This window comes from Flavobacterium sp. KMS (genome assembly GCF_000813005.1).
Classification (GTDB): domain Bacteria; phylum Bacteroidota; class Bacteroidia; order Flavobacteriales; family Flavobacteriaceae; genus Flavobacterium.
The window spans coordinates 364264-379099 of the sequence record NZ_JSYP01000002.1 but is presented as its reverse complement, the minus strand read 5'-3'; the positions used below and the strand labels follow the sequence as shown (position 1 = coordinate 379099).

8 protein-coding genes and 1 pseudogene are annotated in these 14836 nt (G+C 35.7%); all 9 read right to left on the bottom strand.

What is annotated here, in order from left to right:
* A pseudogene (locus OA93_RS04395) lies at positions 1 to 5226 on the bottom strand (hypothetical protein); the annotation flags it as partial.
* Between the two features lie 578 nt (positions 5227 to 5804).
* Positions 5805 to 6728: a tRNA epoxyqueuosine(34) reductase QueG gene (gene queG, locus OA93_RS04390; RefSeq protein ID WP_039111934.1), complete on the bottom strand. Its 924-nt coding sequence runs from the start codon at positions 6726 to 6728 to the stop codon at positions 5805 to 5807.
* A 109-nt stretch (positions 6729 to 6837) separates the two neighbouring features.
* A complete protein-coding gene (gene ruvB / locus OA93_RS04385) occupies positions 6838 to 7860 on the bottom strand; it encodes a Holliday junction branch migration DNA helicase RuvB (protein ID WP_039111898.1) in 1023 nt (340 codons plus the stop codon).
* Between the two features lie 71 nt (positions 7861 to 7931).
* Positions 7932 to 9728, bottom strand: coding sequence for a cbb3-type cytochrome c oxidase subunit I (locus tag OA93_RS04380; RefSeq protein WP_039111897.1), 1797 nt, complete (start codon positions 9726 to 9728; stop codon positions 7932 to 7934).
* Positions 9729 to 9759: 31 nt separating this feature from the next.
* Positions 9760 to 10923 (bottom strand): cytochrome c oxidase subunit II, encoded by a 1164-nt coding sequence (locus tag OA93_RS04375; RefSeq protein WP_039111896.1) that lies wholly within the window; start codon positions 10921 to 10923, stop codon positions 9760 to 9762.
* A gap of 19 nt (positions 10924 to 10942) precedes the next feature.
* Positions 10943 to 12304 carry a hypothetical protein gene (locus tag OA93_RS04370; RefSeq protein ID WP_039111895.1) on the bottom strand — a complete coding sequence of 454 codons (1362 nt, stop codon included), beginning with the start codon at positions 12302 to 12304 and terminating at the stop codon, positions 10943 to 10945.
* Between the two features lie 30 nt (positions 12305 to 12334).
* Complete coding sequence (locus tag OA93_RS04365) at positions 12335 to 12880, bottom strand: cytochrome c (protein WP_039111894.1); 546 nt, start codon at positions 12878 to 12880, stop codon at positions 12335 to 12337.
* A gap of 8 nt (positions 12881 to 12888) precedes the next feature.
* Complete coding sequence (locus OA93_RS04360; RefSeq protein WP_039111893.1) at positions 12889 to 13413, bottom strand: DUF3341 domain-containing protein; 525 nt, start codon at positions 13411 to 13413, stop codon at positions 12889 to 12891.
* Entirely contained in the window at positions 13406 to 14806 is a 1401-nt protein-coding gene (nrfD, locus tag OA93_RS04355) for an NrfD/PsrC family molybdoenzyme membrane anchor subunit (RefSeq protein ID WP_039111892.1), read from the bottom strand. The genes OA93_RS04360 and nrfD overlap by 8 nt, the downstream gene beginning before the upstream one ends.
* Positions 14807 to 14836: the final 30 nt, after the last annotated feature.

Here is a 14836-nt window from a genome sequence, read left to right as displayed (position 1 = left end):
ATATAAATCTGTCAATGATTTACTGTCTGAACGAACTCCTGCAAAGGTGAATGTTGTTGAACAATAATCGGTTGCTGTTGGATCTACAATAGAAACGGTTGCTCCACATTGTCCTGAATCAGCAACTTGGCTAATAGCTGCTGGACATGTGATAACTGGTTTCTCTGTATCAGCTACAACTACTGTCGAAGCAGTAGAAGTTTCTTCACAAAAAGTAGAACCACTTATGATTTTTACTTTATAATCTCCATTTGAAGTTACAACTAATGTTGAAGCTGTCTCTCCATTGATAACTGAATTATCTTTGTACCAAACATAACTAGGAGAAACCGCATTGGTAACCGCTGTTAGTGTAGTAGTTAAACAAGCTTCTAATGTTCCTGTTATTGTCGCTGTAGGCAAAGAGCTAACAGTTACAACTCTTTCTGCAATAGCATCATCACAACCTCCAGTTCCAGTTACTGTATACTTAATTGTTGCTACCCCAGTTCCAACTCCAGCAATTGCTCCTGTTGATGCGTTTACTGTAGCTACTGCCGTATTACTACTACTCCATCTTCCTCCGACAGCACCTCCTGATAATGAAAAAGCAGTATTTTCTGTTATACAAATATTTTGATTTCCTGATAACGTTCCTGCAATAGGAGTTTCTGTTACAATAACTTTTACTGCGATTCTTTCACTCTCACATCCATTAGTTGTTTGACTAGCATAATATGTATTTGATTCCAATAAGTCAGTCTCTTTATACAAAATACCATCCGTTAGAGCATTATACCATTGAATACCTGATCCTGTAGCAATTAAATCTTTGATTTTTTTAGCATCTACAAAGCAAAAATTTTGCTCTGTAGCCGTTGGCATAGCTGGTGTAGCTGGTTGTGCATTAATTACTGCAGCAACCGATTCAGCTGATACACAAATTCCAAATGTTGCTTTTACAGTATAACTTCCTGCTGACGCTGTTATTGCAGCTCCATTTCGAACAACATTTGCCGATGGTGTGATTGTATAAGTATAAGTTGGGTCGTAATTCGTAATTGTAAAACTTCCTGTAGCTGTTGCACACGTTGGTTGTGTTACAACACTTACTGTTGGCATATCCGGTGTAGCTGGTTGTGCATTAATTACTGCAGCAACCGATTCTACAGATGCGCAAGTTCCAGAGGTAGCTTTTACAGTATAACTTCCCGCTGGAGCTGTTACTGTAGCTCCTGTTTGAGAAACTCCTAGCGATGGAGTTATTGTATAAGTGTAATTTGGGTTATGATTAGTAATTGTAAAACTCCCTGTAGCTGTTGCACACGTTGGTTGTGTTACAGCACTTACTGCTGGCATATCCGGTGTAGCTGGTTGTGCATTAATTACTGCAGCAACTGATTCAGCTGATACGCAAGTCCCTAATGTTGCTTTTACAGTATAACTTCCTGCTGGTACTGTTACTATAGCTCCATTTCGGTTAACTCCTGTTGACGGTGTGATTGTATAAGTATAAGTTGGGTCGTAATTCGTAATTGTAAAACTTCCTGTAGCTGTTGCACACGTTGGTTGTGTTACAGCGCTTACTGCTGGCATATCCGGTGTAGCTGGTTGTGCATTAATTACTGCAGCAACCGATTCTACAGATGCGCAAGTTCCAGAGGTAGCTTTTACAGTATAACTTCCTACTGGTGCTGTTACTGTAGCTCCATTTCGGTTAACTCCTGTTGACGGCGATACCGTATAAGTATACGTTGGATTATAATTAGTAATCTCAAAACTTCCCGTAGCAGTCGTACAAGTTGGTTGTGTTAATGTAGTTAATGTTGGTTTTGGAATCGATGCATTCATCGTTACTACTCCATTTATTGTAGCTGCTGGACATGGCATTGTATGTCCAACTGTTGTTATCGTATAATTAGCATTTGCCGTTGGAGTTCCTGAAATAGTTACTGTTCTTGCTGTTAAATCGACAACGGACTTTAACTCTGTTGGCAAATTTGTTACTATGGCATTTTTTGCGCTTCCTCCAAAAGTATAAACCGTAGTTGGAATTGCTATTCCTGTACAAACTACCGGATTTTGTGTACCGCTGGTAAGCACAATTGTTGAGGCATCATTTATAACTGCTGCAACCGCAATTCTCGATGTTGTAGTACAACCTTCGGTCGTAGTAGCACCTACATAATAAGTAGTCGTAGTTGATAAGTTTGGAGTAATAAATTCTGCTCCTGTTCCTAATACCTGTTCACTTACCGGATCCGCATACCATCTGATAGTATCAGCTCCTGTTGATGCAGTTGCCTTTAGTGTTAATGCTGCCATACCACAGCTAGAGGCTTCTGTAGTTGAATTTATTGTTGGCCTAGTATTTATCGATGCTTTAACTGCAGTCCTTGTTGCTGTAGCACATCCGTTATCAGTTGCATCAACATAATAAGTTGTAGTAGTAGTTAAGCTTGGTGTTGTAAAACTTGTACCTGTCCCCAATGATGTTCCTCCAGTTGCTGTGCTATACCAGTTAATTGTTCCTGAAGAGGCTGTAGCGCCTAAAATCACTTCTCCAGTATCACATTGTCCCGCAGGTGTTGTTCGTGTAATTGTTGGTATTGCATTAATAACAAAATTAGTAGCAGTTCGACAACCTGTGCCACTACCACAAGCTGCATAAAAAACTGTAGTTCCTGCCTTATTTATATCTATTAAGCCTGTAACTGTAGTTGGATCAAAAGATGCTCCGCTACCTACTTCAGTCCCACCCGAAGCCGATGTATACCATTGTATGGTACCTGAACATGTAGAAGTAGCCTTTAATGATCCTTTTACTCCTTGACAAGTAGAAACTCCTGTAGTTGTTGGTGCCCCAGCAACTGCATTAATAGTTATAATATCAGTAGAAACCGAAGTACATCCATTAGCATTTGTAGTTGTCACTACATAATTATTTGGCACTAAGCCCGAAAAGATTCCTGTTGTATTAATTACTGGTGCTGTTACAGGATTAGTTCCTTTTAATGTATAACTTATTCCTTCACCATTTGCAGGAGTTTTTACCGTTATTGTTCCTGTTGGTGTATCACAAGTTGATTGTACCACTTCAGCTGTAGGAACATCTGGCAAAGCAAATATTTTTATATCATCTTCTGTTACAGTTGCGCCATCGCCTTTAAAGTTCGTTCCTGGCACATCGATTTGGTTAACTCCTTCATATTTTTTATTTATAGTTGTACCATACGCGTTTACAGCTGCCGTAATTTTTCTAGTAGGATTGGCAGTTGTACGTGTAGGATCAAAGTATAAAGCTTGTGCATTAGAACTATATGTACCAGCAGCAATAGGCGCTATAACTTTCCCAACCAAGATTATCGTAACCACTCCATTTTGAGCAATATTAAACCCTCCAAACACAGGATTATTCTTAGATGTAACTGTATTACTTAAAGCACCTGAAGGACCAGTAGTATCTGCTGAATATGTTGCGGTAGCAGAATCAAATTCGATACCTGTTGGAAAATAAAAGTCTAAATCGACCCCGGCAGCATTTCCTACCCCTGTATTTTTTATTTGTATTTCATAAGAAACCTTCTCTCCAATCGAATTACAAGCTGATGCTTTAGGTAACGATTTTACTTTGGTATCCAGAATAGGAAAACAATTTGAGTTAACCTGTAAATTTGGCGGTAGATCTTTAGAGATAAAAGTCGATACATGTCCATTTACTCCCTCATTAGCACCATGGACATTAGAACCAGTTCCACTTCCTTTATTAGTTTTACCTGCCAAACCACCAATTACATTGGTAGTAATTTTTACAGTCCCCTCAAGATTATGTCTAATGATTCCACCACCACCACCACCACCTGGTCCGTGCTCGTTTTTAGTATCATTTTCTGTATTCCCTCCATTTCCTCCTTTTGCATTAATTGTAATATCTCCAGTACTGGTATTAGAAATATTCAACAATACTGTCCCTCCAGCTCCAGCTCCTCCAGCTCCATCTGGTGTACCACCATATGCACCCGGAGCACCATTTCCTCCATTAACTTCAATTAACCCATTACCTTGAACTGTTCCTGCATTAATAAGTACAATAGCTCCTCCGACACCTCCTTTTACACCATCGATAGCATTATTAGCATCTCCAGCGCCACCGCCACCTCCCATTATAAGTCTTGTTAATTCTGGTGTAGCATCTAGGTAGGATCTAAAACCAGGTCTTCCTCCCCCAGTATAAGTTGGCCAAGTTTGTCCTCCAATTCCTTGCCAACCGTAACCACCTAAACCACCAAAACCACCATTACCACCGCCACCGCCACCGGTGTTGTGGTCATTACCACCACCACCAGCATTGGCAGGAGCTCCTCTACCTGAAGAACCTGCTGGCATACCTTCAACTTTATTATCTACCTGGTTATAACCATCCCACATATATCTAGGCGTTCCTGCGATTCCTTCTCCTTTCCCTGAAATATAAGTTTTTGAAGCATCACCAACATAAGAAGTCGCATCATTTACACCTGAAAAAGCTATAGGGCTATATCCTCCTCTAAATCCTCTTGCTGTTCCATCAATAGAAAATCCATTAAAATCGAAAGTTCCAGAAACATTAAAAGCAATAACTCCACCTGCTATACCATTAAATGGTGGTGTCGTTATCTTAGAGGTAAGCTTTAAATTAGAGTATTGTGGTACTCTAACAATTTGAAATGTTCTCTTCCCTCTCGTAGGTGTTGCATCCGCATTAAAAAAACTATTAAAAGTACCTCCATTAGTACCAGTACCTTTAAAAGTTAAGTTACCCCCTGCTAACGGAACACTATTGGTTGCAATAACATATTCAAAAACACCTGTATTACCAATAAGTGTAAATCCTGTACCCCCTAAATTGTCAGGACCACTATTTGAATTTCCTGAACCATAATTGGCATCATTCCTATAATCAATAATAGCATCCTGCATTTGGATAATCAAAATCAAATCCCCTGCAGATATTTGTATTGTACCGAAAACATTATTATGCTTATCCGTTGTAGGCACTTTGCCTAAAACTATAGATTGAGCTCCTTTACTTAAAGTTGTATTATCACTAACAGGATAATAAGTATTTATAGAACTTGATACTGTAACGGGACCATCTCCTCCTGGCGTTCCACAAATCTGTGAAAATAAGCTAGTTGAAAATAAAAGAAATACAATGAAAAAGGTTTGCTTAAAAAAATTAAGCATTTTAAGAGTAGAATTATACATAAACAGTTTTGTTTGAGGTAATACTATGACTGTTCGAAAACCCAATGAAGGAATTCGAAGAGAATAAATTAAATAAGAGGGATTGTTCTACCGAAGATCTAAGGAAAAGATCTTTCAAAATTTTATAAAAGAAAAATAAAATAAGGGCCATAAATAAATTAGCTTCGACTCAAATTCGTCTTTAAGATTATAGAAATAGGTAGTTTGGTGGGGCGAAAGTATATAAAGGGTAAAATAATAACTAGATAACTCGTCGAACTACCTGTTTTATCGTTGAAGTACTCTTTTTTTCGAATAAATGTAGATTTTATCGAGAAAAAAATTAACAATTTAGCAACTAAAAGTTTTTATAACAACAATAAAAGTCATTTCGCGCACTAACTTCAACGCAAAAATTCATAACTTATTAAAGTTCAAATAATAGAATAAAAAAATACGCAACGTAGGGTTGCGTATTTTATACTTTTACGAGTAACTTATACTCAATTTTATTGCAAATTTTACTTTAAAAAATAATTTTATTAACAATTAAAACAGAACATCTACCCCTAATTAACAAATTATCCAAAATAAAAAGGCTATTTCAAGAAATTGATATTTCGTTTTAAACCATCAAATTTTGTTCTTTTTAAAGGGGAGTTTTTAAATACCACTTGAAAGGTTTCTTCAGTAATCTCTAACCACTCTTTTTTCGACATTGCCATAACATCTGGGTTAGGATTAAACAGTGGTTCTGAATGTGCTTTAGAAAATCGATTCCAAGGACAAACATCTTGACAGGTATCGCAACCAAATGCCCAATCATCAAATTTCCCTTTCATTTCTTGTGGAATATTTTCTTTGAGTTCAATTGTAAAATAGGAAATACACTTACTCCCATCAACTACATAAGGAGCAACAATTGCCTGTGTGGGACAAGCATCGATACAAGCTGTACATGAACCGCAATGATCTGTAGTGGCATAATCATATTCTAAGTCTAAATCGAGAATAAGTTCGGCAATGAAGTAAAAAGAGCCTACTTTTTGTGTAATTAAATTACTGTTTTTGCCTATCCAGCCTAAACCACTTTTGGCAGCCCAAGCTTTATCCAAAACTGGAGCAGAGTCAACAAATACGCGACCAGAAACATCACCTATTTGCTCTTGAATGGAAAAAAGTAATTCTTTGAGTTTTTCTTTAATTACAAAATGATAATCTTGTCCATATGCGTACTTCGATATCTTAAAGCTATCATTCTCCTGAGTTTCGGAAGGGTAATAATTAAGTAATAGCGACACTACGCTTTTGGCATCATCAACCAATAAAGTAGGATCTAACCGCTTATCAAAATGATTTTCCATATAGGCCATTTGACCATTATGGTTTTTATTAAGCCAATTTTCTAACCTTGGGGCTTCTTGTTCCAAGAATCCTGCTTTAGAAATTCCACAAGATAAGAACCCAAGCCTTTTGGCTTCGGATTTAATAAATTGTGAATATGTACTTTTTGAATTTATCAATGTAAATTTAATATGAAACGGTTTTAGCCCTGATGGGAGCGACATCCTTTTTTTGGTTTTTTAGCCAGAAAAAGATATAGCGGACAGCAGGAAATAGCTTCAAAAAAAATTAAAATAATCCGCCTTGAATATTGGTATTTATTCTACCTAAATGTTTGTATGCTTTATCAGTGACTTCACGTCCTCGTGGAGTTCTCATAATAAAACCTTCCTGAATTAGGAATGGCTCATATACTTCTTCAATGGTTTCGCTACTTTCGGAAACTGCTGTTGCCAATGTAGACAATCCAACTGGCCCTCCTTTAAATTTACTAATAATGGTAAGAAGGATTTTGTTATCCATCTCGTCTAAACCATGTGCATCGACATTTAATGCCTTCAATGCATATTGTGCAATAGCTAAATCGATAGTTCCGTTTCCTTTAATTTGTGCAAAGTCACGAACACGACGCAATAATGCATTTGCGATACGAGGTGTTCCACGACTACGACCTGCAATCTCGATTGCAGCATCTAAAGAAATTGGCATTTTTAATATCGAAGCACTTCTTTCTACAATTGAAGTTAAAAGCTCTGTAGTGTAATATTGTAATCGTGACGAGATACCAAAACGAGCACGCATAGGTGCTGTTAACAAACCTGAACGTGTTGTTGCTCCGATTAAGGTAAATGGATTTAAATTAATCTGAACTGTTCTTGCATTAGGCCCAGACTCTATCATAATATCTATCTTAAAATCTTCCATTGCCGAATATAAGTACTCTTCAACAATAGGACTCAAACGATGGATTTCATCTATAAATAGTACATCTCTTTCTTCGAGATTAGTAAGTAATCCAGCTAAGTCACCAGGTTTATCCAGAACTGGCCCTGATGTAATCTTTATACCAACCTCTAATTCATTAGCAAGTATGTTTGCCAAAGTAGTTTTTCCAAGTCCCGGAGGACCATGAAAAAGCGTATGATCTAATGCTTCGTTACGCTGATTAGCTGCAGCAACAAAGACTTTCAGGTTTTCTAAAACCTGATCTTGACCCGCGAAATCATCAAAAGAAAGCGGTCTTAATTTTTTTTCAAGATCAAACTCTTCAGAGTTATAGCGGTTCGTTGTTGGATCTAAATTTTCATTCATTTAGCAAAGATAGAGAAAGAAAAAGGAAGTCAAAAAAAAACCTCTACTATGAGTAGAGGTTTTAAATATTTTTAGTGATGAAGAACTTCTTCTCCTTCTTTCATTGGTACGTTTTGAGGTACAAAATCAACGTCATAGTTTGGATTACTATAGTCATATGGCCAACGGTAAACGTGAGGAATTTCTCCTGGCCAGTTACCGTGAATATGCTCAACTGGTGTAGTCCACTCTAAAGTTGTAGATTTCCATGGGTTTTGTACTGCTTTCTTACCGTAGAAAATACTACTAAAGAAATTGTATAAGAACACTAATTGGAAAGCTCCTCCAACTAAAGCAAACACAGTTATTAAAACGTTTACGTTTTGTAAGTCATCAAATAACGGGAAGTTTGTATTAGTATAGTAACGTCTTGGTAAACCTGCTAATCCGATAAAGTGCATTGGGAAGAATACTCCGTAAGCACAAACTGCAGTTACCCAAAAGTGAATATATCCTAAGTTTTTGTTTAACATTCTACCATACATTTTAGGGAACCAGTGGTAAATACCAGCAAACATTCCGTAAAGGGCAGAGATACCCATTACTAAGTGAAAGTGAGCAATTACAAAGTATGTATCGTGAACGTTAATGTCTAAAGTACTATCTCCTAAGATGATCCCTGTTAAACCTCCAGTGATGAAAGTAGAAACCATTCCGATAGAGAACAACATTGCAGGATTAAATTGTAAGTTACCTTTCCATAAAGTTGTAATCCAGTTAAATGCTTTTACAGCAGAAGGAATTGCAATCAATAATGTTGTAAATGTAAATACAGATCCTAAAAATGGATTCATTCCAGAAACGAACATGTGGTGTCCCCAAACGATTGTTGAAAGGAATGCAATTGCTAAAACTGACATAATCATCGCTCTGTATCCGAAAATTGGTTTACGAGAATTCGTAGCCATAATTTCTGAAACAAGTCCCATCGCTGGTAAGATTACAATATAAACTTCAGGGTGTCCTAAGAACCAAAATAAGTGTTCGAATAAAACTGGTGAACCTCCTTGGTAATGTAAAACTTCTCCAGCAATATAAATATCAGATAAGAAGAAAGAAGTACCAAAACTTCTGTCAAAAATCAATAATAATGCAGCAGATAATAATACTGGGAATGAAATAACTCCAATAACAGCAGTTACGAAGAATGTCCATATAGTTAAAGGTAATCTTGTCATAGACATACCTTTTGTTCTTAAATTAATAACAGTTACGATGTAGTTTAATGACCCCATCAATGATGAAGCAATAAAGATTGCCATAGAAACTAACCATAATGTCATACCTGTTCCTGAACCAGGAATTGCTTGTGGTAAAGCACTTAATGGAGGATAAATTGTCCAACCAGATGAAGCAGGTCCAGCTTCAACAAATAAAGAACTTAACATTATAACTGCTGATAAGAAAAATAACCAGTATGAAATCATATTCATGAATCCAGAGGCCATATCTCTTGCACCAATTTGAAGCGGAATCAATAAGTTACTAAAAGTACCACTCAAACCAGCCGTTAATACAAAGAATACCATTATGGTTCCGTGTATGGTAACTAATGCAAGATAAACATCATTAGTCATTACTCCATCTGGTGCAAATTTATCTCCTAATAAAACATTAAATATTTTAAAAGACTCTTCAGGCCATGCTAATTGCATTCTAAAAAGCAAGGACATTGCAATACCAATTACCCCCATAATAATACCTGTTATAAGGTATTGTTTGGCAATCATTTTGTGATCAATACTAAAGATATATTTAGTAATGAATGTCTCTTTATGGTGGTGTTCGTGTTCGTGATCTTGTCCGTGATCGTGACCTTCTGCTGACATATATGTATACTTTAAATTTCTTAAATAAATATTATTTCATAGCTACTTTAGGAGCTTCTACTTTAGCGGTAGTATCAACTTTGGTAGTATCAGTGCTTCCTGCTGCACCTTCTGCTGGAGCTGGAGCAACTGCTGCTTTAATATCCTGAGCTAATGTAGCTTTTTCGCTTAACCATTTTTTATACTCTTCTGGTGTATCAACAACTATTTTCATTTGCATGTTGTAGTGAGATGTTCCACAAATTTTATTACAAAGTAATAAATAATCAAAAGTATAAGGGTCAAGAGCTGTTTCTCCTTTTGCAACTAGTTCAACACTTTTCTTAGAACGCAGTTCATTAATATGAGCAACTTTCTTTACCATGTACTCTAAGTCTCTATATTCTGCAGTTGTGTAAACTGGCGTGAAAGCAAATTCTGTAACCATACCAGGAACACAGTTCATTTGCGCTCTAAAGTGAGGCATGTAAGCTGAGTGTAATACGTCTTGAGAACGCATCTTGAAATGTACTTTCTTTCCTTTTGGTATATGTAATTCTGAAACCACAATATCATCTTGTGCATATGGATCAGACATATCAACTCCTAAAGTATTTACACCTTCGATTAATCTTACGTTAGCTTTACCTAAAACATTATCAGGTCCAGCATATCTTGCAGTCCATTTAAATTGTTGAGCATATAATTCGATAACAACTGTATCTTCATCTTTGTCAACAAACATAATATTATTCCAAGCATATAATCCATAAAGAATTAATCCTGCCAAAACAACTGCTGGAATAACACTCCAAAGCGCCTCTAATCTATTATTATCAGCAAAATATAATGCTTTCTTATCTTTTTCTCCTTTATATTTAAAAGAAAAATAATAAAGTAATCCTTGAGTTATAAATTGAACTACAAAAATCAAAACCCAAGTAATGTTCATAAGGCTATCAACCAAACTACCATGCTCAGAAGCTGGTGTGTGTAATACTAATGGTCCCCATTTTAACAATCCATATATTGTAAAAATATAAATGAATGCTAAAAATCCGAACATTAAATACCCTTGAACATTATTATCATTATCAGATGCAACCTGAGAATCGTCCGATTTTGCTCCTACCTGAGTAAGATCAAATATCTTGGTCAATTGCCATAATGCTACAGCTAATAAAACTAAAACTATAATTACCAACAAACTTGTCATCTGTTTATTTCTTTAAATATTAATAATGAAAATGTTTACTTTCTTCTATAAATGGATTTCTTTTTGGTAACAAAGGAGCTTTAGTTAATGCAGTGAAAACTACAAAAATAAATAAACCTAAGAAGAAAAGTACTGATGCAATTTCTGAAACACCAATAAACCATCTATCACCTACTGTACCAGGCATAATCATATTGAAGAAATCAAGATAATGTCCTAATAAAATTACAATTCCAGCCATAACAATTACCCAGCTAATTCTCTTGAAATCAGTATTGATTAAAATCAACAATGGGAAAAGAAAATTCATAACAACAGCTCCAAAGAAAGGAAGGTTATAAAGTTGAATTCTTGTAACAAAATAAGTTACCTCTTCAGGAATATTTGCATACCAAATCAACATGAATTGTGAGAACCATAAATAAGTCCAGAAAACACTAATACCAAACATAAATTTAGCAAGGTCATGAATATGGCTTGTATTTACATGCTCTAAATATCCTTTAGATTTCAAGTATACAGTCACTAATGCAATTGTAGTGATACCACTTACAAAGAAACTAGCAAACACATACCATCCAAACAATGTACTGTACCAGTGTGGATCGATAGACATAATCCAATCCCAAGACATAATAGACTCAGAAACGATAAAGAACACTAAGAATCCAGCAGTCATTTTGAAATTCTTTTTGTAGTTCAAATCATCTTTAGCTTCGTCTTGTGCAAGACATCTTTGTCTAGTATAGTAGTTATACAAATTCCATCCAATCAAGAATATTGCAGCTCTAATAATCCAAAAAGGAAAATTTAAATATCCTGCTTTATTAGCAATGATTGCATCGTAATTTGGGCTTTTAGGATCTGTTACTCCATCTCCTAACCATACAAACATATGGTTGAAGTGCAGTCCACAAAACACTAAAATTATAAAAAATATTACAGAACCTACAGGTAAGTAAGCAGTTATACCTTGCATAACTCTAAACAATACCGGAGACCATCCTGCTTGCGCAACTTGTTGAATAGCGTAAAATGCAAGAACTCCCATAGAAAGCAGCAAAAAGAAAATACAAGCAACATATAATGCTGACCATGGTTTATTTTGCAATTGGTGTAAAACATGGTTTAAATGTTTTGTATGCTCATCTGCAGCACCAACTTGAGCGTGTTCTTTTTTTCCTTCAGCATGTGCATCATGAGCTGGCTCAGCAGTTTCATGAGTCGCTTCTCCATGACCACCATGAGACTCAGCAGCTAGTATTTTTTCAACTTCTTGAATATCTTTAGGTGCATTTAAAAAACCATACCCAATACCCAAAAGACCTACAGCCATTAAGATGAAAGAAAAAGTTTTTAATTTACTTGAAAATGTATACATATCTAATACGATCAGTTTGTTCAACAATTATTATAATTGGCTTTTTAGTTTTAGAACATAGTCAGCAACTAACCAACGTTCGTGAGTACTTAATTGATTTGCATGAGAACCCATTGCATTTAATCCGTAAGTCTCAACATGAAAAATACTTCCTTCAGTAATTACCCTGTCTTTATAACTAGGAACTCCAAGAAATTTTTCTCTTTCTACCAATTTACCTTTTCCATTTCCAGTTGCACCATGACAACTCATACAATAGATTTCAAAAAGTTCTTTTCCTTTATCTGAATTTCTATCTAAAGAATCTAAAGGTGATTTCAAATTAGCTTTTGCTAATTCATAACCTGCTGTAGAATTCTCATATTCATAAGGTTCAAAACCTCTGTTAATAGTTCCTTTTACTGGAAGTTGTCCTTCCTTTCCTCCTTTAAAAATATTAGCCTCTGCATATGGTTCATACGCTAAAGATTCATACATATTAGGGAAGTACTGATAGTTTGGTGCCGAATTATTGTGGCAAGATGAAACTAAAATAGTTATACCAACTAAAAGTGTTATTTTATATATACTTTTCATAGCTACAATTAATTCTTTTCTATTACTTTAACTTCTACAGCTCCCGTGTTTTGGAAAAAAGAAACTAATTCCTCTTCATTATCATTAACAGCGATTTCCATTAGGAAATGATCATCTGTTGTTCTTACATCAGGATTTTCTGCTTCTTTGAATGGCCATAATCTACTTCTCATATAAAAAGTGATTACCATTAAGTGAGCTGCGAAAAACACAGTCATCTCAAACATAATCGGCACGAATGCAGGCATGTTTTGAATGAAACTGAAACTTGGTTTTCCACCAATATCTTGAGGCCAGTCGTGAATCATAATATAACTCATCATCGTAGTCGCAACTGTTATACCAATACATCCGTATATAAAAGAACATATTGCTAATCTTGTTGGCGCTAAGCCCATTGCTTTATCCAATCCGTGTACCGGAAATGGAGTAAATACTTCTTCAATATGATGATGTGCAGCTCTAGTTTTCTTTACAGCATCCATCAAAATATCATCGTCATTATAAATGGCGTATATTACTTTATTACTCATGGTGTGAATCTTTATTTGCTCTTTCTCTAATGTAATTATCTCCTGTTCCTTTCAAAATAGTTTTCACCTCTGCCTGAGCAATAACTGGGAATGTTCTAGAGTAAAGTAAAAACAATACGAAGAAGAATCCAATTGTTCCGATGAAAATTCCAATATCAACAAATGTTGGTGAGAACATTGTCCAAGAAGATGGAAGGTAATCTCTATGTAAAGAAGTAACAATAATTACGAATCTTTCAAACCACATTCCAATGTTTACAACAATTGAAATTATAAATGAGAACATGATACTCGTTCTTAATTTTTTGAACCACATGAACTGTGGAGAAAAAACGTTACATGTCATCATTGACCAATATGCCCACCAGTAAGGTCCAGTAGCTCTGTTTAAGAATGCATATTGTTCGTATTCTACTCCTGAATACCAAGCTACAAATAACTCAGTAATATAAGCAACACCTACAATAGAACCCGTAATCATGATTACGATATTCATTAATTCGATGTGTTGAACTGTAATATAAGCTTCAAGATTAGAAACTTTTCTCATAATGATCAACAAGGTGTTTACCATTGCGAATCCAGAGAAAACCGCTCCTGCAACGAAGTAAGGAGGGAAAATTGTAGTATGCCATCCTGGAATTACAGATGTAGCAAAGTCCATAGATACAATTGTATGTACAGAAAGTACAAGTGGAGTAGCTAAACCTGCAAGTACTAAAGATACTTCTTCAAAACGTTGCCAATCTTTTGCTCTACCGCTCCATCCAAAACTCAAGATAGAATAAACTCTTTTATTAAAAGGAGTAATTGCTCTATCACGTAGCATAGCAAAATCAGGTAGTAAACCAGTCCACCAGAAAACTAATGATACTGAAAGATACGTAGAGATTGCAAAAACGTCCCAAAGTAATGGTGAGTTAAAGTTTACCCATAATGAACCAAATTGATTCGGTATAGGTAATACCCAGTATGCTAACCATGGACGTCCCATGTGAATAATTGGAAATAAACCTGCTTGTACAACAGAGAAAATTGTCATTGCTTCGGCAGAACGGTTAATCGCCATTCTCCAACGTTGACGGAAAAGTAATAATACTGCAGAAATCAAAGTTCCGGCGTGACCAATACCTACCCACCAAACAAAGTTTGTGATATCCCAAGCCCAACCAACTGTTTTATTTAATCCCCATGTTCCGATACCTGTAGATACGGTGTAAATTATACAGCCTAATCCCCAAAGGAAAGCTGTTAATGCGATTGTAAATACAATCCACCAATGTTTATTTGCTTTACCTTCAACAGGTGCAGCTACATCTACAGTTACATCGTGATAAGATTTATCACCTATAACTAAAGGTTTTCTAATGGGTGCTTCGTAGTGAGACGACATAATCCTTTATATTGTTTCTTAATTAATAAT

Coding starts and splice junctions, on each gene's coding strand:
- ruvB (WP_039111898.1), bottom strand. CDS start 7,860: ATGAATGAAAATTTAGATCCAACAACGAACCGCTATAACTCTGAAGAG.
- OA93_RS04380 (WP_039111897.1), bottom strand. CDS start 9,728: ATGTCAGCAGAAGGTCACGATCACGGACAAGATCACGAACACGAACAC.
- OA93_RS04375 (WP_039111896.1), bottom strand. CDS start 10,923: ATGACAAGTTTGTTGGTAATTATAGTTTTAGTTTTATTAGCTGTAGCA.
- OA93_RS04370 (WP_039111895.1), bottom strand. CDS start 12,304: ATGTATACATTTTCAAGTAAATTAAAAACTTTTTCTTTCATCTTAATG.
- OA93_RS04365 (WP_039111894.1), bottom strand. CDS start 12,880: ATGAAAAGTATATATAAAATAACACTTTTAGTTGGTATAACTATTTTA.
- OA93_RS04360 (WP_039111893.1), bottom strand. CDS start 13,413: ATGAGTAATAAAGTAATATACGCCATTTATAATGACGATGATATTTTG.
- nrfD (WP_039111892.1), bottom strand. CDS start 14,806: ATGTCGTCTCACTACGAAGCACCCATTAGAAAACCTTTAGTTATAGGT.